This is a genomic window from Paenibacillus sp. ACRRX (assembly GCF_022346885.1).
GTDB lineage: Bacteria > Bacillota > Bacilli > Paenibacillales > Paenibacillaceae > Paenibacillus_B.
Genome location: NZ_JAKRNK010000003.1, coordinates 215,230 through 238,148 on the forward strand (window position 1 = coordinate 215,230; position 22,919 = coordinate 238,148).

General features: G+C 45.5%; 16 protein-coding genes. 5 read left to right on the plus strand and 11 right to left on the minus strand.

The genetic code is table 11. The features are described from left to right. Window positions 1–7: 7 nt before the first annotated feature. Window positions 8–1,195 (minus strand): phosphopentomutase, encoded by a 1,188-nt coding sequence (gene deoB, locus MH117_RS11695; RefSeq protein WP_239328884.1) that lies wholly within the window; start codon window positions 1,193–1,195, stop codon window positions 8–10. Window positions 1,196–1,893: 698 nt separating this feature from the next. On the opposite strand from deoB, the gene MH117_RS11700 reads away from it, so the two are divergent. Then, complete coding sequence (locus MH117_RS11700) at window positions 1,894–2,982, plus strand: M24 family metallopeptidase (protein ID WP_239328885.1); 1,089 nt, start codon at window positions 1,894–1,896, stop codon at window positions 2,980–2,982. Between the two features lie 108 nt (window positions 2,983–3,090). Here MH117_RS11700 and MH117_RS11705 read toward each other — a convergent pair whose 3' ends face one another. From MH117_RS11705 to MH117_RS11745, 9 genes are all read right to left on the minus strand, one after another. After that, window positions 3,091–3,960, minus strand: a complete 870-nt coding sequence (locus MH117_RS11705) for an alpha/beta fold hydrolase (RefSeq protein ID WP_239328886.1) — start codon at window positions 3,958–3,960, stop codon at window positions 3,091–3,093. Between the two features lie 189 nt (window positions 3,961–4,149). Next, on the minus strand, window positions 4,150–6,870 hold the full coding sequence (locus MH117_RS11710; protein WP_239328887.1) for an alpha-mannosidase: 2,721 nt from the start codon (window positions 6,868–6,870) through the stop codon (window positions 4,150–4,152). Window positions 6,871–6,914: 44 nt separating this feature from the next. Then, window positions 6,915–8,198 (minus strand): glycoside hydrolase family 125 protein, encoded by a 1,284-nt coding sequence (locus tag MH117_RS11715; RefSeq protein ID WP_239328888.1) that lies wholly within the window; start codon window positions 8,196–8,198, stop codon window positions 6,915–6,917. 204 nt (window positions 8,199–8,402) lie between these two features. Next, window positions 8,403–9,887 carry an ABC transporter substrate-binding protein gene (locus tag MH117_RS11720; protein WP_239328889.1) on the minus strand — a complete coding sequence of 495 codons (1,485 nt, stop codon included), beginning with the start codon at window positions 9,885–9,887 and terminating at the stop codon, window positions 8,403–8,405. A gap of 99 nt (window positions 9,888–9,986) precedes the next feature. After that, a complete protein-coding gene (locus tag MH117_RS11725) occupies window positions 9,987–10,904 on the minus strand; it encodes a carbohydrate ABC transporter permease (RefSeq protein WP_239328890.1) in 918 nt (305 codons plus the stop codon). 17 nt (window positions 10,905–10,921) lie between these two features. Further along, on the minus strand, window positions 10,922–11,860 hold the full coding sequence (locus MH117_RS11730) for an ABC transporter permease (RefSeq protein ID WP_239328891.1): 939 nt from the start codon (window positions 11,858–11,860) through the stop codon (window positions 10,922–10,924). Window positions 11,861–12,060: 200 nt separating this feature from the next. Continuing rightward, window positions 12,061–13,632: a response regulator transcription factor gene (locus tag MH117_RS11735; RefSeq protein WP_239328892.1), complete on the minus strand. Its 1,572-nt coding sequence runs from the start codon at window positions 13,630–13,632 to the stop codon at window positions 12,061–12,063. Window positions 13,633–13,662: 30 nt separating this feature from the next. Then, the gene (locus MH117_RS11740) at window positions 13,663–15,570 is read right to left on the minus strand and encodes a sensor histidine kinase (protein ID WP_239328893.1); all 1,908 of its coding nucleotides are present in this window, start codon (window positions 15,568–15,570) and stop codon (window positions 13,663–13,665) included. 264 nt (window positions 15,571–15,834) lie between these two features. Beyond that, window positions 15,835–16,302 carry an OsmC family protein gene (locus MH117_RS11745; protein WP_239328894.1) on the minus strand — a complete coding sequence of 156 codons (468 nt, stop codon included), beginning with the start codon at window positions 16,300–16,302 and terminating at the stop codon, window positions 15,835–15,837. Between the two features lie 396 nt (window positions 16,303–16,698). On the opposite strand from MH117_RS11745, the gene MH117_RS11750 reads away from it, so the two are divergent. Next, window positions 16,699–17,580, plus strand: a complete 882-nt coding sequence (locus tag MH117_RS11750) for a C40 family peptidase (RefSeq protein WP_239328895.1) — start codon at window positions 16,699–16,701, stop codon at window positions 17,578–17,580. Window positions 17,581–17,739: 159 nt separating this feature from the next. Here MH117_RS11750 and MH117_RS11755 read toward each other — a convergent pair whose 3' ends face one another. Then, a complete protein-coding gene (locus MH117_RS11755; protein ID WP_239328896.1) occupies window positions 17,740–19,242 on the minus strand; it encodes a VanW family protein in 1,503 nt (500 codons plus the stop codon). Between the two features lie 304 nt (window positions 19,243–19,546). Between MH117_RS11755 and MH117_RS11760 the strand changes: the two genes are divergently transcribed. From MH117_RS11760 to MH117_RS11770, 3 genes are all read left to right on the plus strand, one after another. Further along, entirely contained in the window at window positions 19,547–20,413 is an 867-nt protein-coding gene (locus MH117_RS11760) for a sugar phosphate isomerase/epimerase family protein (protein WP_239328897.1), read from the plus strand. Window positions 20,414–20,521: 108 nt separating this feature from the next. Next, window positions 20,522–21,640 (plus strand): Gfo/Idh/MocA family protein, encoded by a 1,119-nt coding sequence (locus MH117_RS11765; RefSeq protein ID WP_239328898.1) that lies wholly within the window; start codon window positions 20,522–20,524, stop codon window positions 21,638–21,640. Between the two features lie 442 nt (window positions 21,641–22,082). After that, complete coding sequence (locus MH117_RS11770; RefSeq protein WP_239328899.1) at window positions 22,083–22,904, plus strand: tyrosine-protein phosphatase; 822 nt, start codon at window positions 22,083–22,085, stop codon at window positions 22,902–22,904. Window positions 22,905–22,919 lie beyond the last annotated feature (15 nt).

The following is a 22,919-nucleotide window of genomic DNA, read 5'->3' on the forward strand; positions in this document are numbered from 1 at the left end:
GCCTTGCTTATTTTTGTACACGCAACTGCTGCAAAAAGCTTTCGCCAATGCTCGGTGCTGTCACACCAAAGTTGTCGGCAATAGTCGCTGCTAGATCGGCAAATGTCGAACGTGTGCCGATAGACGCGGCTTCCTTGGCAAGCAGCGGGTTATAGATCAGCACCGGTACATACTCGCGAGTATGATCGGTACCTGGATGTATAGGGTCATTGCCGTGATCTGCCGTAATAATCAGCAGATCCTCTTCTCCCGTTCGTTCCATTAGTTCCGGAATATATTGATCGAACTCCTCTAGACAAGCTGCGTATCCTTGAGGATCACGACGGTGTCCGTATAAGGAATCAAAGTCAACCAGATTCGTAAACAGCAATCCGTTAAAAGGCTGCTCCAACAAACGGATATTCGTCTGAATACCATCCAAGTTGCTCTTTGTCGGATGAGAAGCTGTAATACCTTGGCCTGTAAAAATGTCATTAATCTTACCAATCGAAATGACATCGTGTCCTGCCTCTTTTAAATGAGTCAGCACAGTATCACCAAATGGATCCAACGCATAATCATGTCGGTTTGGCGTACGTTTAAATGCGCCTGGCTCCCCTACATATGGTCTTGCGATAATACGTCCAACTACATATGGATCGTGCAAAGTCATTTCTCTCGCAATCTCGCATGCACGATACAACTCTTCCAAGGGGATAATGTCCTCATGGGCTGCAAGCTGGAAGACGCTGTCCGCAGATGTATAAACAATCCATGCCCCTGTCTTCATTTGCTCCTCGCCATACTCATCGAGAATGACAGTACCTGAGGACGGTTTGTTTCCGATAACTTTGCGTCCTGTCAACTCTTCAAACTTGCTGATCAATTCTTCCGGGAATCCGTCAGGGTACACTTGGAATGGAACTTCGACCTTAAGTCCCATCAGCTCCCAATGGCCAGTCATCGTATCTTTACCTACCGATACTTCAGCCATCTTGCCATAGCTTGCTTGCGGATGTTCTACTGCAGGAACAGCAGATAAAGGCGCAATGTTACCAAGACCCAACGCTGTCAAATTAGGCAGCTTTATTGTCGGCACCTGCTCACAAATATGTCCAAGCGTATGGCTGCCTGTATCTCCAAAGTCAGGAGCATCCGGGAGCTCGCCAATTCCGACACTATCCATCACAATGACATTAATCCGTTTGAACTTCATATAACATATCCCTCCGTTTGATAGAGTGAAATCTAAAAAATAAGCCAGCTTGGTGTACGCCATTGATTTGAGACTATTTATTTTATACTAGAATGATAAAAAAATCGCGGACAAGTGTCCTGTTATCGCTTACATAAATGAAGTCGCAAAGCGCCTTCATGAAGGCCAGCATGGCTCCACTATATCAGCAATTTCTTTATTTCTCAGTTATCCCTCTCACGCTTATTTTGTTAACTGTTTCACATAAATCGAGCTTATCTCCTTACATGAAAAATGGATCAACGCCTAAATGTTCCACGGGGAACGTGAAACATTTGGAAATTCTCCTCCCCCTGTCTAAGATTTTGGAGCATCATTTTGCCTTATATCCTAGCACTAATTTCTTCTTTGTGTTTGGATGATGATCTGTTGTCTAAATCCCTGCCAGTATCCCAAACCTGAGCTATTGGGATAGTGACGCTAAGATAGAACTAAACCGGAACTAAACGGGAACTAGACGGCAGAAGATTAAATCGGCATCAAAGTAAGCGTTCCTCCATAAGTCTCCAACACGTACGGATAACTCCAAAATAACTACTTTCTATTGTCATCACCGACTGGAGCATGCTCAGCTATTCGCATTTTGTGAGTGAACATGGTATCTTCGAATTATTGTACATAAGCCAGCCGTTACATTTCACACAGAAAGGATGAATCAAATGAGTCATACGTTAAATACGCTGATTGCCACGATGGAGGCCGAGCATTGGGACGCGATTCTAGTCACAGACCCGAAGCATGTATATTACATTACTGGCTTCGCCTGTGATCCACATGAGCGCTTCCTCGGAATCGTGTTGGCAAAAGGACAAGAGCCTGTATTAATAGTACCCGCGCTTGATGCCGACAAAGCAGCAGCTGTATCATCCATCACACGTATTGCCACGCATTTGGATACAGATAACCCTTATGACATTTTAAAGCAGCAATTGCCCGACACGATAAAAACATTCGGCTTGGAGAAAGCCCACATGACCGTACAGCGTTATGAATCACTTCAAGCTGTCGTGCAAGCTGAACAGTATGCGGACATTGGAGCAGTACTGCAGTCGCTGCGTGTCATTAAGTCAGAGGAAGAGATCGAGCGGCTGCAAGCCGCAGTGGATTGCATTGAGACGGTACTTGACAATGTCGTCCGCCGAGTCCGTATCGGAATGACGGAGGCGGAAGTAGTAGCGGATCTGGAATATGAGATGAAGAAACAAGGTGCAGAAGGCCCTTCTTTCTCTACCATGGTGCTGGCAGGAGATAATTCTGCCTTGCCGCATGGTGTACCTGGGCAGCGTGTCATTCAAGCGGGCGACCTGCTATTGTTTGACTTGGGCGTGTACTTGAATGGCTATGCCTCTGATATTACACGGACTTTTGCCGTTGGGGAGATTAGTGATGAGCTGAAGGAAATATATAATACGGTGCTGGCTGCCAATGAAGCGGCAATTGCCGCGGTGCGCCCAGGCATCACGTACGCCTCGCTTGACCAGACAGCCCGGCAGGTTATTACGGATAAAGGCTACGGCCCTTATTTTAGTCACCGTCTCGGCCACGGGCTCGGCATCGATGTCCACGAATACCCATCTATTCATGATCAGAATGAAGCTTTATTGGAACCGGGACATGTATTTACTATTGAACCTGGGGTCTATGTTCAAGGAAAAGGCGGAGTTCGAATCGAGGATGACGTTGTCGTCACCAAAGAAGGTGTACGAGTACTCACGTCCTATCCCAAGCAATTAACCATCATCGGATAATCACTGTTAGTTCATGTCACTCTTATATGTATAAAGTGGTGTGCTCCTCGTATGTACTGTGGGTAGATTTAGCTACAGTACAATTACGATGAAGCACACCATTTTGTTTTAATTCCGTCCTGCTTCGACTAATTTACGGGCAACAAGTTCTGGGTCATTATGAAACGGTGTCATATGGTCGCCATGCGCCGTGATGAGTCGGAACAAGCCGAGACGGCTTGACATGTGTGGATGCCACCCATACTGCTCTCCTTGAGGCAGGGCGATGTCATCCGTGAGATACAAATAGCTGCGTGGCGTGGTCAGTTGATAGAACTTGGCAAGATTCAGCTTCTCGAAGACAGGACCTGCTGGCTCAGGCGTCACCGTCTTATATACAGCTTGGGCAAGCCCTAGGTCAGCGTTGTTCATAAACGTCTCTCTCCAGACCGGAAATGGAAGCATCACGGTGTTATCCTTTGAGGCGGCAGCAGCGTCTGCCCACTGCTTTTTCACCTGAAGTGGAGCTTCATCTGCTGCACTGTAACCATCTCGAACAACAAATGCATCCATAAAGACCATTCGCCGCAGGAGATCAGGTATTTGCTCCGCTGCTTTGGCGATGACAGTCCCACCAAAACTGTGACCAACAAGGACGATGTTCTTCAAGTTATTCCGCTTGATGGGGTCCAATACAGCCTTTACGTAATCAGCGTGAGTAACGTTCTTATTAGCATCTTTGCCATGGCCAGGCAAATTCGGCGTATAGACGGTATGTCCCAGCTTACGCAGCTCGGCAGCTGTTTTATCCCAATAGCTGGAGTCGCCCCAAGCCCCATGTACTAGGACAAAAGTTAAAGGTTCCTGCTTCGTATCAAGCACAAGCTGATGAGCACCTGCATAATTCAGCGCTTGTACATGTAACGGACACACAGGGAGCAGCAGCATACCCAGAATCAGCAAGCTCATGACTGTGACAGCAGATCGCATTTTGTTCATGTAAATTCCTCCTTAACCTGTAACTGCATCACCTATAAATTGCACAACTTCTCGGTTTTTACTCCTATGTCCCCATCATTCCTGACATTAAGCCCACACATCGTTTAGTAAAGTAAAAAAAGACCGCTCTTGGCAGGTATGCCGCCAAGAGCAGTCTTATTATTGAAATGGGCTGGAGTGTTCCATTTCTTATTGTTTTTTAACGCCCACCGTAAAGATTTCAGCCGATCCAAGATCAACGGATACTTCTTGCGAACTGTTCGTATACAGTGCCTCGCCCAATACTTCCATCACGTTACTACGATAGAAACGTCTAACGCGTTCAGGCAATTTCACAGACAGCTTACGCGGCTCATGTGCCATGTTGTACCAGCGGGCTACCATATCGCCTGTTTCTTCTGCCATCTTCAGCGAGGAAAACGCCACTTGCTCGCCTTCCCATGCGATAAAGGCATACTCAGCTGGGAATTGAGCAGCATGAACATCCGTCTGACGAGTCAGGAATGGTACTGGGAAGCTGTACGCCTCTGCAAATGCACCTGATGTAACCACATCAGCCTCGTGCGGAATGATCGCATATTCAGCCGTATTGATACCTAAGCACTGGGCTTCTGGTGTTGGGAAGTAACCCCAGTCACCAAGCTCGCCCGATGAACGAAGCAGTGTAACTGCAATCGTATTTTTATTGTCTTGTGACACTTCGTATTCGCAGAGACCTTTGTTAGCAACTGTTAAGCCAAGCTTGCCATCACTTACGCTGACAAATGCTTGCTGATGCTGGTCGTTGCTAGTGTTCTGCCATTCCTTAGCAGGAATGTTGTTACGGCTAGCCACTTCGAAGATCGAATCGGCTACATGCGTCTCCGCCTGGAAGCCGGTCGGGAACAATGCGCGTACGCGATGATCCTTCGATTTGTTATCCATCGTTACATGTACATCCACACGTTTTGCACCGCGGTCCAGCGTATAACGAGTCACGATATGGAACGGTACCAACTCCGTTGAGCGCTGCGCTTTACGAGTAGGGAAGTCCACGATATCGATTTGTTCTTGCTGCAGCGTCTCATCTGCTGAAACCGGGATGCTCCAATTATGCGCAACTTCGATGACAGCACGGAACGGTGAGTTCTCAACTACTTTACGTTCAGCTTTCACATCTGCTGTCGTAAGCGGAGTCGAACCCTCTGGCATACGGAACATATACTCGTTACCGATATCCCCGGCATCTTCGTACACGTTAATGCCTTCATATACATGACCTGTCTGTTTGTCCGTCATGCGAATAGATCCGTTCTCAAGCACTTCGGCTTTCAAACGTTCGTTTTCCAGCGCAAAGTCTTCTGTCGCCAAGTTAGCCACTGCCTGCTTCGCTGCTCCTGGAACCCATGCCAACGTCTGGTAACCAAATGCCGGTACGTCAGATGCTTGCACACGTACTTTAATGATACGTGCCATGTACGGTTGACGGAATTTGTCTTTCGGCAAATCATAGCCAAACATTACACCCGCATCTTCCCATTCACAATCGAGCACATTACCAGCTGCGTCAACCACAGCGCCTGCCTCAACTGGCTCTACCTTCATTTCTTTTGCCAACACAGTAGGGTGAGCTTCGCTGAAATAACGACGCTTCAATTCAAGCGTAACTTCGACTACACCATTGCGGTTATATCCCGCTGTATTAAATACCGTGAACGGAATAGCTTGCTTACCATCAAATACGCTTGTATCAATGGTAGGCATTAACGCATCCAAAGACTCGTTAATTATCATTTCCGTCATATGCTTTGACTTTTCAAAACGAGTCACCATCTCGCGATGAACTTCGTCAACCGAACAGCCACAAATGCTGTCATGCGGGTGGTTCTGCATCAAAGTCTTCCACGCATACACAAACAGGTGATGCGGGTAAGGCTTGCCCACTTGGTGTGCGATTGTCGCTAGCGGCTCTGCCACTTTCTCCAGCAGCGTCTGGTTCTCGGCGTTCATCTGCTTCAAATACACACGGGAAGAAGCAGTGTTCACCAGTGTGTACCAGCCATCTGTACGTTGGCTGCGCAGTTCGCCTTCCACTGTCTGCAAGTTCTCAGGAAGCTCCTTAAACACGTCATCCACGTATTCGTTAAAGCTGGAATGAACAAAGTCCGTATCTGGGAACAATTTCTTTGCAACCTCAATTGCCTTGGACAAATCTGTTTGAATCGGCTGATGGTCGCATCCATTCATAAACAACAGATGGTTCGTAGAAGCAAATTTCTCCGCATCCGGAATTCGTTTCTCCCAATAAGCGAGCGCTTGCGGCTCGTCAACCGGCACTTCCATCCCGTTACAATACCAGTTCGCGAACAGAATACCTACCACGCGGGAACCATCTGGCGATTGCCATACCATCTCAGAATATGGAGATTCGTAAGAAGCATCATCAGACACTTGGTTGTTGAAGCCTGTCGGCTTTACTCCGCGACCGAATACAGCCACATCAATGTTAGCTTGCTTCAAGATTTGCGGCGCTTGTCCCATATTGCCGAAGGAATCTGGGAAATAACCAACCTTGGAGATCAAGCCGCCATATTGCTTCGCGTCTCGGTGACCGATTTGCAAGTTGCGGATGTTGGACTCACTGCTTGTCAGGAACTCATCTTGCAGGATGTACCAAGGTCCAATTTGAATGCGTCCCTCACGAATATAATGCTCAACTTTGTCTTTCATTTCTGGTCTAACTTGGAAGTAATCCTCCAATATGATCGTCTGTCCATCCAAATGGAAGCTTTTGAAATCCGGATCACGATCAAGCGTCTCCAGCAAAGTGTCCATCAACTCAATTAGAAGTGCATGATGATACTCATAAGGCATATACCATTCGCGGTCCCAGTGGGTGTGCGATATAATGTGTGCTGTCTTTTTAGCCATTGTTATAACTCTCCCTTCTGCTCATGAAACCTATATCAATCGAATTAGTTGTTCAACCAGTATGTGCGGTAAATCAATTCTGAAAACAAGCTGTTGGACCATGCAAACCATTCGCGTGTAAATACTTTGGCATCATCCGCATGGAAGCCTTCATGCATATAGCCTGTATCAGCGTCAGTTGTTGTCAGCAGCTTGATCAATCCTTCAACCTCATCCTGCTTATCTGCCGTCAAGCCTTGCATAGACAAAGCAATATGCCAGATATGGCGATCAGGAGTATGCGGGCTTCCGATTCCTTGTGCCTGCTCTCCACTGAAATAATAAGGATTGTCTTCGCTCAGAATAAAGCGGCGTGTATTTTGATAAATCGGATCATCCGCTGTTGTATAGCCCAAATAAGGAATCGCGAGCAAGCTCGGCACGTTAGCATCGTCCATCAGGTTGTAATTGCCGAAACCATCTGTCTCGTATGCATATATTTTGCCGTATTTCGGGTGGTGGAAGATACCATAAGTTTGAATGCCTTCCTCAATCTCATCCTTCAGACGACGTGCTTTATCCGCAAATGGACCATCCTCATAAATCTCAGTTGCAATTTCTTCGAGGTAGCGCAGTATGACAACGGCAAACATGTTTGCTGGAATCAAATATCCAAACGTACATGCATCATCACTAGGACGGAATGCAGACCATGTCATGCCTGTGTAGTTAACCGGCATACCCATGCCGTTATTTTTGAGTGTATCTGTCTTGCGGCAGTCCATCCGGCTGAAACGGTAAGGAGACTGTTCAAAGTGATGCTGCTCCGTCGTCCACAGATTCATAATGATCGTCGCAACCGTCTTGAATTCACCTGTGAAGAGAGACGTATCACCTGTTGTCTTCCAATACAAGTAAGCCAGTTGGATCGGATAACAAAGCGAATCAATCTCATATTTGCGTTCCCATACCCAACCATTCAGCTCCGTGTTATCACGGTGATGAATCTCATCTAGTGCAACAGGCGTTTCATTAAACGCATTTGCATAAGGGTCGATTTGGATGTATTTCATTTGCTTGCGTACCAATCCTGCAATGATACGGCGAATATCAGCATCATCTTTTGCAAGCGGCAAGTATTGACGTACTTGTGCACTGGAATCGCGCAGCCACATTGCTGGAATATCACCAGTAAATACGTAAGAAGTATCATCATCATGCAGCTTTGTAGTCGTTTGCAGCGTATTAGGGAAGCAATTAAGGAACAATTGCTTTAATTTCGGATTATCAGACAATTTCGTATTGGCTTCTTCCATCACGCGAAGCACGGCTTGGGGTAGACGTTCCATGTCGGCTCTCTCCTTATCTCTAACCATATCAATATTAATCTATTAGAGTATATGCTCATTTCTACTCTTGAAAATGAAACACAATCAGGTGAAGCGAATGCTCCACCTGATTGCACGGGATATTCATTTCGCTTTTGGCATATTGTTCATTCCTGTTGTCAAATCTGCAAAGGTGAAATGAATGCCGTTTTGCTAGCCTGCTAATTATTTCTTGGTTGCTTTCCAAGCATCCAATTGTGTTTGCATTTCAGCTTGAACTTTATCAAGACCAGCAGCTTTGAATTTCTCAACTGCTTTAGAAATGTAAACCTTAGGATCAACAGAACCAGTATATAAGGATGCAAAGAACTCTTCTTTAACGTTTTGCAGAGCAGCAAGCTCTGTTTTTACGTTATCTGCATTAAAGTAGAATCCGAGTAATGGGGCATTTTTTGCAGCATCATTAAATTTTGCAAATTGCTCCCACTTGTCTTTCGGGTCAGTAGGCAACTTGTCTAGAATAAAGAAGTTACCTAATGTAAATCCAGGCAAATCGTAACCTTCAGTTTTTGCTGGCAAGTATTCAACAGTTGAATCGTCGATACGTTTGTAATGCTCTCCTTCAATACCGTTGTTAACTAGATTGCGGAGGTATTTGTCAGAGTTAAGCAAGTTAAGGAATTTCATTGCTTGCTCAGGGTATTTGGAATTAGCAGAAATCGCATGCATGGAACCTGTTACAGACCAGTTGTAAACATACGGTTCTGTGTAAGGTACAGAGACAACTGGGTAACCCAATGTTTGGGACCATTGATTGTCAGCAAATGGTTGTGTATCAGGCATGTCAACAAGCCATTTACCTGTTTTCATCTCATCGCCATTTTGCGCTGTAGCTGCATCTTTCTTTACATAACCCTTTTTATAATAATCGTGCATTGTCTCAAAACTCTTCATCATATCTGGTTGTTCAAGAACATTAACGATCTTTAACTCTTGAGTATCAGATAAAGAAACACCAAGTGGCAAGTTTTCATTTACCAAATCATAAGGTACGCCAAACTTAAATTGTTTATCAGCTGAGAGTGGGTACAAACCTGGTTCACCAGCTTTTACTTTTTCAAGCAATGGCTCAAGATCTTGTAATGTTTTTACGCTGTTAATGTCAAGATTGTACTTGTCGACAAATTTTTTATTAAAACGGAATACTTTTTGTGCTGGAAGCTCTTTATTAACTGGAATGGCAAAGGTTTTACCCTCCACTTTAGCTCCTTCAAGGAAAGATGGATGCACAAGTTTTTTAATGTCTTGGCCATATTTATCCAACAGCTCATCCATTTGATAGAAAGCGCCTTTTTTAGAGTTGGATACATAGTCGAATGCCCAAGATGACGTGAAAGCGATATCATAAGGTTCACCAGAAGCAGCGATTACGCCCATCTTTTGGTTGTAATCACCCCAGTCGAACATTTTCATTTTGATCGTAACACCGATTTTTTCTTTTGTGTACTCGCTGACTTTTTCCATAACTTTGTCTACGTCTTTTTGCGGAGTACCTATTGAGTACCAAATCAGTTCAACCGGTTTTTCCGGTGTACCTACTTCCGCACCAGATCCTGCTTCATTTTTGTTGCCTCCGCATCCAGTAAGAACGAGTGAAGCGACCATAACGAGGCAAAAAGTCATCATAAGCCATTTTTTTGCTTTTGCCATTTTGTTTCATCCCCTTTTGTAAAATGAGCATGCTGTTGATGATTTATTATTTCCGGAGGCTGCCTTCATTAGACAGCCTGCCGGCTATAACCATAACAATTATTCTTTTACAGCACCAATCGTTAAACCTTGTACGAAATAACGTTGGAAGAACGGATATGCACATGCAATTGGCACGGTGGCCAACACAACGAGTGCCATTCGTGTAGCTTCCTGCGGCAGTGTACGTAACAGTTCGAGCGATTGGCCCGAAGTACTGAGTTGTGCATTGCTAAGCAAGAACTGCATACTGTTTTCGATCCGCATCAACATCGATTGAAGCGGTACGAGTGCTGGATTGTCGATATACAGCAAGGCGTTAAACCAGTCATTCCAGAAGCCGAGTGTTGCAAACAATCCAATTGTTGCAATACCTGGCAGCGAAATCGGAAGGACGATGGTAAAGAAAGCTCGAAGCTCACCTGCACCGTCAATCTTAGCTGATTCGATAATAGCATCTGGCACCGTTGTGTTATAAAACGTTCTCAGGATGAGGACATAGAACGCATTCATGATCAACGGCAATATCAAAGCCCATACCGTGTCTTTTAAGTGCAGTACTTGTGTAACAACCATGTAGGTTGGAACAAGACCGCCATTAAACAACATCGTAAAGAACGCGATAAAGGAGAAGAAATTCCGATACGTAAAGTTCTTACGAGATATTGCATAGGCATATAGAGCAATAACGATCAAACTGATTAGTGTACCTACAATTGTAATCATGATGGTAACGCCATATGATCGAAGCAATTGGTCGCCAGCTTTGAAGATGTATTCATAAGCGGCGAAGCTCCATTCTTCAGGCCAGAAGGCGTAACCATTCTTATTCAGCGATGCTTCGCTTGTCAGCGAGATGATAATAACAAAGATGAATGGAAACACACACAGGAGTGCAAAGCCACCTGCTATGATATTAAACAGTACATTCAACCCTGGTGAGAGATGGTGAGCGTCGCGATGTTTTTTTGTGCGCAAGGTCAGTCCCCCCTAATTTAGAACAACGCGTTGTCTTTGTTGAATTTGCGTACAATCCAGTTCGATGTCATAACGAGAACGAATCCTACAAGCGATTGATACAAACCAGCCGCCGTACTCATTGAAATCTCGCCAGTTGCTTTCAAACCGCGATATACATAAGTGTCGATAACGTTGGTAACCGCGTACAACGGTCCAGAATCACGTGGAATTTGGTAGAAGAGACCAAAGTCCGCATAGAAGATACGGCCGATTGCGAGCAGCGTCAGAATCGTAATCAACGGTGTGATAAATGGAAGTGTAATGTTGCGAATCTGCTGCCATTTGTTAGCGCCGTCAATCATTGCTGCTTCGTAGTACGTTTTATCGATACCAACGATCGCCGCCAAGTAGACAACGCTGGAGTAACCGATACCCTTCCACATGTTCAGGAAGACGAGAATGTAAGGCCAGTAAGTCGTATCCGAATACCATGACACCGGATCTTTGCCCATCCAAGTAAGTACCTGGTTCATAACGCCTTTATCCACGCTCAAGAAGCTGAATGTGAAGTAACCGACGATAACCCAGGACAAGAAGTAAGGTAAGAACATCCCGGTTTGATACACTTTTGCAAGTCGTTTGTTAACGATCTCACTTAAGATAATGGCCATCCCTACAGCAAAGATCAGGCCGAGCACGATAAACACAACGTTGTACAAGATCGTGTTCCTTGTAATGACATAAGCGTCATTCGTGCTGAATAAATATTCAAAGTTCTTAAATCCTACCCACTCGCTCTGCTGGAGACTCGCCAAGAAGCCGTCACGGCTAAAGCGGTAGTCCTTGAAAGCGATAACAGTACCGAACATCGGAAGGTAAGAGAAGAACAAAAACCATAATGCCCCTGGCAGAACCATAATCAAGAAGATTCGGTTTTGGTTGATGTTCCTTAAGATGTTCTTGATGGTTTGCATCCGATCATCCCCCGTTGCTTTGTTTGCAATTGTTTGCTTGGTGTACTCTTAGAGTATCCGAAATAAATCGCTTTCAACAGTCAATAAACTTTAGATTTGGTGTACAAAATAAAGAAAGGGCTTACACACGGTGCATTTGGTAGATGCAGACCATGGAAGCCCTTTACTATATTGGACAACTAACGGAAAATTATACCCTGTTAATGTATTTCCCGGTATTCCTTGGGAGATATGCCGACGTACTTCTTAAATTGCTTATAGAAATAACTTTTGTCCCAATATCCTACCTTTTCAGCAATGTCGGTCATCCGATAATTGGTTTCAATCAACATTTGCTTAGCCATCTTGATACGGGTCTTATTCAAATAATCCGAAAACGTGCACTGCACTTCTTTCTGGAACAGTTGGCCCAAATAAACAGGATTAATATTGTACACCTGGCTTAACGTCTTGAGCGATAATTCTTCCGCATAACGGTCATCGATATGCTGAAGCACCTGTTTAACGACCGGTGACATATCCTGCGGCTGATTAAGCAGGTCTATCAGCTTCACAGCTGCTTGCTCTAGATGCTCCTTCAGTGCCTGAATGGACTGAATCCGGTATACAGCATCAAACCAATCCTGCTCCCCCTCGGATGCGTGCAAGGCTTCATCATTTATCGACTGCTTCCATGCAATGAGCAGCTCTACCGCAAAGTTGCGAATGTCGCGCGGCTCAGCGCCTTCAACCACGCGCAAACGTTCAAAGTCGTCATCCAGCAGCCGATGAATGCCTTCTTTGTCCTTCGCGTATAACAGCTTCACATACGGATTAATGTCCGGCTGCACCGAAGAAGGACGTGAAGAACGGTAATTTAACGTTTCCTCATAATCAATGATGCTATCCTCATCTTTAACCAGATGGTAAGGCTGGACCTGTTTGGCATGGGAGTAGCTGACGGATGCCAGTGCATAACCCGATTGGACGCTGCCAGTTGTCACCTGCAGCGCTGTATCGTGCTGTTTCTCCATATCCAACTTCCAGAGAATTAATCGTTCTGCAATCAAAGTCTTGTCAGCAAGCTGATTCAGACCTATGACTAAGGCGATCTCGCCGTCCCATTCCCGAATACAATATCCCTCGGCGAACTCTTTTACAAACGCTTGTGCACCCTTAGCCAGCTTCTCCTGCTGCTTGAGATCCATATCCAATTCCAAGCCGTTATCGCTTTCCGTTCGAATCAGGATCGTCCAATAATAAGGATGGACAAAGCGGATGCCAAGCAATTCTGCCCGCTGCTGCAGCTCTTCCAAATGAATCTGGTCTCTTATCCAGCGATAAAGGACATTATCGCGCAAAATGTCACGATTATGCTGCTCCGCTTGCTTATGCGAAAGCGTCTGATCCAGTTTCTGTACTGTCGTTTCCAGCGTAGAGCAGAATTCCTCCAAATTGATCGGCTTCAGCAAATAATTTTCAACACCGAGCTTGATGCCTTCCTTAACATATACAAACTCATTGTAACCGCTCAATATTATAAATCTGGTCTGTGGATGCAATCCCTTGACCTTCTCGATTAATTGAAGCCCCGTCATCTTCGGCATCATAATATCTGTAACAACCAGATCCACGGGCCTCTCCTGAAGCTGCTTCCACGCTTCTTCCCCATTTTCGGCTTGTCCGACAATGGTAAGACCATAATCATTCCACTCTAGAATAGACTGCAATCCCTCTATAATGAACGGTTCATCATCCACTAGAAACACATCATACATATCGTATCCCCCCATCGTTGGTGCCTTCCGCCTCCGACATCAGCCTTATTGAAGCGGTACGCGCAGCGTAACGACAGTGCCCGAATTCACGACGCTGTCAATGGTCAAGCCTGCTTGTTCTCCATATAATATTTTAAGACGATCATGCACATTTTTTAATCCTAAAGAACCATGATCGGTTAATTCAGGATGATTCAGATCGTTTTGAATCTGCTGCAAGCGTTCAGGCGGTATGCCTTTCCCGTTGTCTGACACGGAGATGACGAGACAATTGTCTGCTTTTACCGCCTCGATCAGTATGTGGTTGTCCGTCCTTTCCAGACCAAGGCCATGTACCAAATAGTTTTCAATGATAGGCTGAACAGATAACTTCATAATATTGTAGCCGCCCAGATGCTCATCCATCCGAATGGTGTATTGCAGCTTATCTCGGTATCGCAAACGTGTTAGTTCCAGATAACGCTTACTATTTTCAATTTCTTCATACAGTAAAATCATCGTTTTGTCCTTGACCATGTGTCTGAAAATAGAGGCCAAATTGTATATCATGTCCCCTACATCGTGTGCTCCCTTAGACACAGCCCGCATCCGAATAACTTCAAGTGTATTATACAGAAAATGCGGCTTGATTTGTGCTTGCAGCGCAATCAACTCAGCATGCTTCTGTTTCAGCTCTGACTTGTAAAAACGATTAATGTACTGCTTTAAGTCCTCACACATCCGGTTAAAGCTCTGAGCGATAAGTCCCAACTCATCTTCTTGATTGACAGGTATCCTCGTTTCCAGATTGCCATCCTGTACTTTCTTCATTGCCATGACAATGGACTGTGTCCGGCGGGAAAGATGGATGACAGAAAAATAGGTCAAGGACACAACCGCAATAATGATAAGCGCTGTCACGAACATGATGGTGTTACGCAGCCCTGACAGATGAGAGGTAATACTCTCTTGCGGAAGCAAGGCGATTACCGTCAAGCCCAACTTGTTCATTTGAGACATGTTTACATATGTTGTACCATACCCATCAAGCTTAATGGGTTCAGAATTGTTGCGGTCTTTAGCAAATACTTTGCCGGCGTTCTGTTCAAAACGCTTCATGTCCCATGTCTTTGAATAGTAGATCATCTGGCCATCACCATTCATCACCGCGTATTGAGCTTCCCGCTGCTCGTAGTCGATGTTACGCTCAATACCACTCGTATTAAAATCGATACTAATCTCACCGGCGGTCATAAGTGTCTCTTTGTTATTTATACGGTTATTGATCGTTACAAATGTGCGTTCAGAGGTTACCGCTACCCCACCTGTATCACTTATCTTGTTATTACTTATGCTTTCCTCTACAGTAGCATACCCTCTCAAATCAAACACATTGCTCGGGGTATCGGTTAAGGTGTTTGGCTGTTTAATTGGAGACTTTCCAATTCCCACGTACCTGTCAACGATAAATTCAGGTGTCTCCTGACCAGGCCCTTTCCACTCATACAACTTCGGATCCCCTTTACCACTAAACATATAAGCAAAATGCTGTTTTTGACTATACAATATGATGTTGCGGATGTCGGAATCTTTCAAAAATTGGTTGGCATAAAAATCCCTGAAATCCCTTGTATAAAAACTGTTACTCTTGCTATATGCGTCTAGACGAAATTTCAAATAATTCTCATAGCTGTGCTCCAGTAAATAGATCGTATCTTCAATCAATGTATTATCCTGGTACAACTGCTGCATCATGGCTTGCATGATCTCACTCTTCTGATCGAAGTAACGATTAATGGTATCAACTGTACGCTGTTGTTCCATGACTGCCGTGTTGATATCTTTACGCGCATAAAATTGATAAGCAAACACTGACAAGGTCACTAGCGATACAACCGCAATTAAAGAATAAATAACAATAAGCTTATTAAATAGTTTGCGCTTGAAGTACCTTTGATAGAAATGTCTGAACATGATCCTTTTCCTTTCATCTACTGCATTCAGATACCTTTTCTATTGTAAACGTAATCTATATCTTCGTATAGGTTCGCAACCTCGATAATATTACATTCCTTATTTTACCTTATTTTGTGAATATACTGCTTCGTACAAATAAAAGAGGCAGGTGCCGAAACGATATCGGTCTGCCTCTCCCTAGTATATCCCAATTATGCGAGTTCCCCTCTTCTATTGAAGAACCCATCATACAATATTAATACGCCTTAATAATATGCCAACCTACACAAGGTAAAGCTCTTTATCCTTGCTCACATTTTCCCCTATCCTATCTTGATGCTGACGCGGCACCTGCGGTGAAGAAGTCTGATCTACAAATCGAATGTTAATCTCTGAACTGACGGTACGCAGCAGCTTGCTGCCATACCGGACGGCTTGAAACATCTCAACACGCGCAGCATAGGCAATACCTTCTGTACGTAAATAAAAGGTCAGTTGCTGAATATGATTGTATTCATCCAAAGCATCCTCTACTTCAATACCAAGATGCTGAATGGTCCATCCCTGTTTATCTGCGTATTGTTGAATGGAGCGCCCTAGACAGGAAGCAAGTCCTAGCATCCATAGTTCTGAAGGACGAAATCCAGCATCATCATCTTCGCTGACCGTTCTTTGATCGATCATGATACTGTGTGTATGCGCCACTCCCAGATGCTGATCAAGCTTGACTCTTCTAAGTGATACTTGCATGGCAATATGCCTCCCTGTTCATCGATTATAACGATTTCCAGTGTTCAGATAGTTTAAGCGCCACTATCAAGGCTTATTACCCATCGCACCAAGGAAACAAACGTAAAACAGGCCCTTATCCATAAGGATAGTGACTCTGTTCACAAATCTGTCTTATATCGGCGCGAAATACGTATCGTCCTCATCCTAGAACAGCTGAAGGAATACATTTCCTATGCCTAATCCTTTGACAAGGTTACAACTTTGTAAGATAATTTTTATAAATTACAATTCTGTCATAAATGGTTCTCCCAGACTATTGGTAGATTTACCATTGATATGGTAGGATCGTGTATGTCGACAGAACGTCGCACACTACATAACACAGATGGCAGACAACTATTAGGAGGCGATGTTTTGAAGGTTGCAGTACGAGCTGCTCTTATTGCGAGCGCTGTTTTTGGATGCATGCTCTTGTCGGACGGCGCGCTCGGCACAAAAGCTTACGCGGATACAAGCGCAAAAAATATTTCGATGACAATCAATAATAATACGGTTCAGTTTTCTGGAACAGTTCCAATTCTGGAAGGCGGAGAGAACCTTTACGTTCCCCTTCGTGCATTTGCAGATCAAATGAATTATGACCTGGAATGGTCTACTATAGATGAGGATCACTTGGAGATTACGATTACCGACGGCAGTAAGAAGCTTCGCTTTCGTACCGGCGACAGCCAAGTATTAGTGGATGGACAAGCTGTCCAAATGGGAGATGGACCGTGGTCTTACCAGAACAATACGTATATTCCGTTTCGTTTTCTAATTGATCAGATGAATCTGCAATATAAGTGGGACTCTTCTTTAACGAAGTCCCTTCCATCTGTAAGTCGTTACAAGGAGGTGCCTGAAGTTACAACAAGTTCAGTGGCGCCTACTACTAAAACGAATAAAATCCTAAACTCGGCATACAGCTATCTCGGTGTACCTTATGTATGGGGCGGTACTTCACCTAACGGTTTCGATTGTTCTGGATTCGTTAATTACGTATTCCGCAAGAATGGCACAGCATTACCACGCACGGCGCATGATATTTATAAATCATTGGGCACATTGATGAAGAATCCACAAAAAGGAGATCTTGTCTTCTTCTCTTCTGGAGGAAGTCGGATCACTCACGTTGGAATCTATGTCGGCGACAATAAGTTCATTGAAGCAAATTCGGGTTCTGCTCGAAGTGTCAAAGTATCCAGCATGGGTTCCAATTGGGCGCAGAAAACATACGTTGGCGCCAAGCGTGCTTAGTAATTAGAAGAAGGACTGATGGACTGATCTTTGTCAGCCAGTTCTATTCGGTCATCATTATGAAAATCCACACGTCCTACCCGTAACATGACATCGTATGATTCCACTATGAATCGTTACCCGAATATCTTACCCTATAAACAACGCCGTAGCCCTCAGCTACGGCGTTGTTGGTGTATGAGCAAATTGCGTCTTCTCCATCGTATAATGCGTCGGCTGCGAGCGATAGACAGAGTTGTGCAGCTTCTCTCTCGCAACCGCAATCCCGTTAACCAATTTAATTCGATAGGTTTCAAGGACATAACCAGCACGTCCCTTTTGTAAGACATGGGTTTGCTTTTCTTTTGTAACGTCCTTGAACTCATATACTGAAGCAGGCTCCGTTTCCTTCACGAGTCTCGTTTCTATTTGATACGTCGTGCCAGGCTCTTTCTGTCCGTAAAGCCGGATCGTAAGCTTATGATCCTCCACTCGACTGACCCAGACGACGTCGCCTTCTGTATTGTTACGCACCACAAGATCGGGGCCATTGTCCGAATACGTCGCATCCAGCCCCAAGGGAACATAGCCGACTGGGAGCGAATGGGATTGACGCTCCACAATCTGAAGCCCACTCTTCAGCGCCGCATTGTACATCGTCGTGGACGTCTGGCACAAACCACCGCCAATGCCTTCTATGAGTTTGCCCTTCTCAATGACTGGGGCTTCCTGCAACCCATATTTCTGCTCCGTCTTATCCGCAATATCTTGATACCTTACACGCTGACCGGGACGGAGAACTAGTCCATTCAATACTTTAGCACTCGCCTCAATGTTATGATAATGTCCCTTGCCGCTATCCGCGATTCGGGTCGTATATTCTGCGAGAAGTGCATTCGGCTTGCGCGCCTGTAATGTACTCAGCGTAACGTTTGCAGGTACTGTAATTAGCGGCATCCGCAGCATCAACAATCTAGCTTGCTCCTGTTTGTTTAATACATATTTGGATACCTGCTCCGTCAACTGCTGTTTTAATTGAAAAGCATCCAGCTCAATGCCATCCTTTTCCTTCACATAACTGGGATTCAAAGGTGCATCATACCTGACTTCAGCATCCTTCGGCTTACGATTAATCACTTCGCCATAAGTATGGCTCATCGTCTGCCATAGCTGTTCCTGATCTACAGTTATAGAACCGCTAACATTCTGAGTGGGCAGTTCGCCCTTCAACTGCAGCCGCTTCCACAAGCCTCCGTTGCTCCAATCCTCAAGCTGCTGCTCCACTTTCTCGCTGCTGAATGAGATGCCTAACTCCTTTAATGTAAGCGAATGTGAGGCCAAGTTGTTCAGTGTAGCGTCTGTTCGATCTGGAATAAACACGATCTTCGTTTGTTCCCAAGATTGAATCCGCCGCTGCATCCGTTCCCGCAATTGCTCGGGCTTCATCCCTTTTGCATCAAGGCCAAACACACGGTATCCGGCAGGAAGAATGGTATCGTTCATCGTGTTCCATATAAACCATCCACCGCTTACAACTAAGATCAATAGGATACTCGCTGCTGATAAAATATAAATCGTATACTTCTTCCATATATGATGTAAATAAGACACGATATGAGGCTTGGTCTGCTCCTCATCGGTCTCAACAGATTCATTCTTGTTCGCTTGTTCTTCATCAAGCATGGAAAGCCATACCTCCCCTCCTGTTATCACTATAACGAAAAATAGAGCTGATGTGGTTACAAGGCGTTTACCGAATTGGTTATCTTTCCTTATCGTGTCAAGATTAAGGTCATTACATACAAAACATGCTGCGAATATATAGAAAAGTCAGCCTGAGGGCGTTATATTGAGATCAAGGCAATAATCCCCATGTAAACGGTATCATTTTGCTTGCAGATGAGCTTTGTTCTGTTGCTTATTATCTGCTACGCTCGAATGTATGATGTGACATATTGTATAAATAGGTTCCGAAGGAGGTTCAACTATGAACATATCGATTGGCGGGTTTTCTTTTAACAATTTACGCGTGGAAGGGAAAATGGATGTCTTCTCTTATATAGAGACGGTTCATACGCAATTCGGACTTCAGGCAATCGATCTCTGGAATGCCTTCTTCGCTGATACGTCGCGGCCGCTCTGGGCGGTGGCAGATGACGATACGATACAACGAATTGCACAGGCTCTCAAGGAACGTGAGATGACACTGGCCAATATTGCAGTGGATACTGCCCATCTATGGGACCCAGACCCAGAGGTGCGCGAAGCGCTGCACCAGAACGCGTTGTCCCATCTCAGAGCCGCCGAGATGCTTGGCGCCAAGTCTGTCCGCATTGATGCGGTTATGCATGGCTCCGATGTCATGTCCGACGAAGCTCTCACGTACATTGCCATGCGGTACCGTGAATATGCTGCGCGGGCTGCTGAAGGCGGTTATTGGGTTGGTCCCGAGAACCATACCGGCTTCGCCTTAAACCCCACTTCTATCGTCAACATCGCTGAAGCAGTCAGCCATCCGAACTTTGGTGTATTGCTGCACCTTGGAAGATGGCAGCACACCGTGCCATCTTATGCTCGCGGCAACAGATCCTCGGAGGACAGTCGGCAATTTGCGCTTGCAAGCGATGCGCAGGTTACCCCTTGGACCAAGCATGTGCATGTCGATCTGAAGACGCTGCAAGCCGATAATGCGCCAGCCCTGCTCAGCCCGCTCTTTCAAGCCGGCTATGAAGGATACTGGGCGGTCGAGTACAATGCCCCGCAGGACCAACGTGCAGCTATCGCTCTTGCGCTTCAACAACTGCAGAGTCATCTAGAGGCAGCTGTTTCAGCGGCGTCCTCATCTACGGAGTAAAACGGAGTAAAAGAGTAAACTTACTGTCTCTACAAGATAGGCCCGTCAAGGAACGGCTGCATATCTGCATATATAATCACTCACACGTCAAGCAAGGAGGGCTTCAATTTGACAGCCAAGAGAATAGCCGTTATCGGAGTGGGCCAAATCGGCAAGCATCACCTTGATCAATATTCCAATATAAAGGATGCGGAGCTTGTTGCTGTATGTGATACGAATCTGGCTGAGGCAGAACGTGTAGCCGCTCATTACAGCATTCCTGATTGTACAAGCGATTTCCGCGAACTGCTGCAGCGTGACGACATTGATGCCATCGACGTCTGCCTGCATAACAACCTCCATGCGCCCATTGCGATCGAAGCGCTGCAGGCCGGAAAGCACGTCTACTGTGAAAAGCCGATCGCAGGCTCCTATCGTGACGCGATTACGATGGTCGAAGCAGCGGAAACTTCTGGTAAGCTGCTGCACATACAACTTGGCAATCTATACGCCAAAGAAACCAAGGCTGCAAAGGCCATCATTGATGGGGGGAAGCTGGGCAGATTGTACCATGCACGCTCGACAGGCTATCGGCGCCGCGGTCGACCTTACGTGGATGGTTACGGCACGCCTGCCTTTACCCGCAAAACTACCGCCTCGGGCGGAGCCATGTATGACATGGGCGTATACCACATCTCCCAGATGTTATATTTACTTGGGCTTCCCAAGCCTGTGCGGATTAGCGGGCAAACCTATCAAGAAATGGATATGCTCGCCGAACGACGCCATATTAGCCAGTTTGATGTAGAAGAACTCGGTGTAGGCCTTGTAAAGTTTGAAGGCGGTATCACTCTGGATATTATTGAAGCTTGGTCCATTCATATGGGAGCTTTTGAAGGAAGCAGCATCATGGGTTCCACAGGGGGGATTCGTTTGCCGGCTGCCAAGGGAACCGAGGGATTGAGTTATCATTACACAGACTGCGACATCGATTTCGATGCAACGATAGATCTCGAAGCGATGGACCGCCGTTGGCATATGCTGCGGGATACGGAGTGGGCATACGATTCCTCACAGCATCATTGGATTGCTGCGCTTCAGGGTATTGTTCCGCTGCTGCCAACTGCCCAACTCGCCCTTGATACGATGCTCATTAGCGAGGGGATCTACCTCTCCAGCAAGCTTGGGCGCGAAGTGACAGCCGACGAGATAGCTGATTTATCCGTATCGACAGCTCTTCAATTGTAGCGTCGTTTGCCTTGTCATTAATCTAGGCTCCTAATCGAAAAATAGTGTGGCAAATCGAGCTGCGGCACTCCATTCTGCGGCAAAAAAGAAGTGCCTGATCAATACAAGCTGTGGCAACGATTGGACTACGTGGTGACTGTATCACACATCAAAAGAAGCGTCCTTGAAACGAAGACGCTTCTTTTGATGTAGACATATTCAGGTTCTCGACACTCCTCCCTCGAATAGAAAATGTAGTCTACGAAGGAGTGAATCGTTATTAGGGTTCTAGAAGATGCAGCCCTACATTTTACGCAGCGTTCGGTATTGGTTACAATTAGAGATAATTTATAGCAAGCTCTCACTGCAGCTCCACCACCACAACGTCCAATATACAAACTAACAATTAGGTGTCTATAATCGGGCTGCATCTATTAGACATAAGATTGGAGACAGAATGAATATGACACTACATGACTTATCTACATCTGAACCGACGCATGAACAACCGATGCGGGTTCTTCCTTTAAAAGGCGGAAGTAATTTCCGTGACCTGGGAGGCTATAAGACAACAGACGGACGTACTGTCAAATGGGGTATGCTGTACCGCTCCGCCGAACTCTCCGGACTTACATCAGAGGATATTGCTGTTATCGAACGAATCGGCGTACGTACGATATGCGACCTTCGTGATCAGGATGAGATCACTGCGATGCCAACACCACCGTTTGCCGCATCGGTTAACATCCACGTCCCGCTAATACCAGAACATGCAGGCCCTGTTATCCGTCAAGCGCACGATCTAGGAAACAGGACAGAGATTGCCCACTTGTTTAGCAAGCCAGATATGCTGCTGGTAACATTAAATCAGTCCCTTGTACAATCAACCGCTGCAATTCGCCGCATCTTTGAATTGTTACTGCAAACAGACGGCACACCACTGCTATTCCACTGCACCGCAGGCAAAGACCGCACGGGACTAATTGCGGCGTTGATTCTGCTTGCACTTGACGTGCCTCGCGAGACGGTACTTGACGATTATTTGCTCACTAATGAATATTTGGATATGCAGCACATTGCAAATAAAACGAGGGCGCAAATGTCCAGCTATGGTGACGTATCGGATCATATGTTGCAGGCAGTTATCGAAGCACGTCCGTCTTACCTGAATGCTGCATTAGATCTGATCTTTGAGCAGCACGACAGCGTGCATCATTATCTCGTTACAGCGGTAGGACTAAAAGAAGAAGACTTGCGTACATTAAAAACCGTCCTGACTGCATAAATTGGAGCCACAACA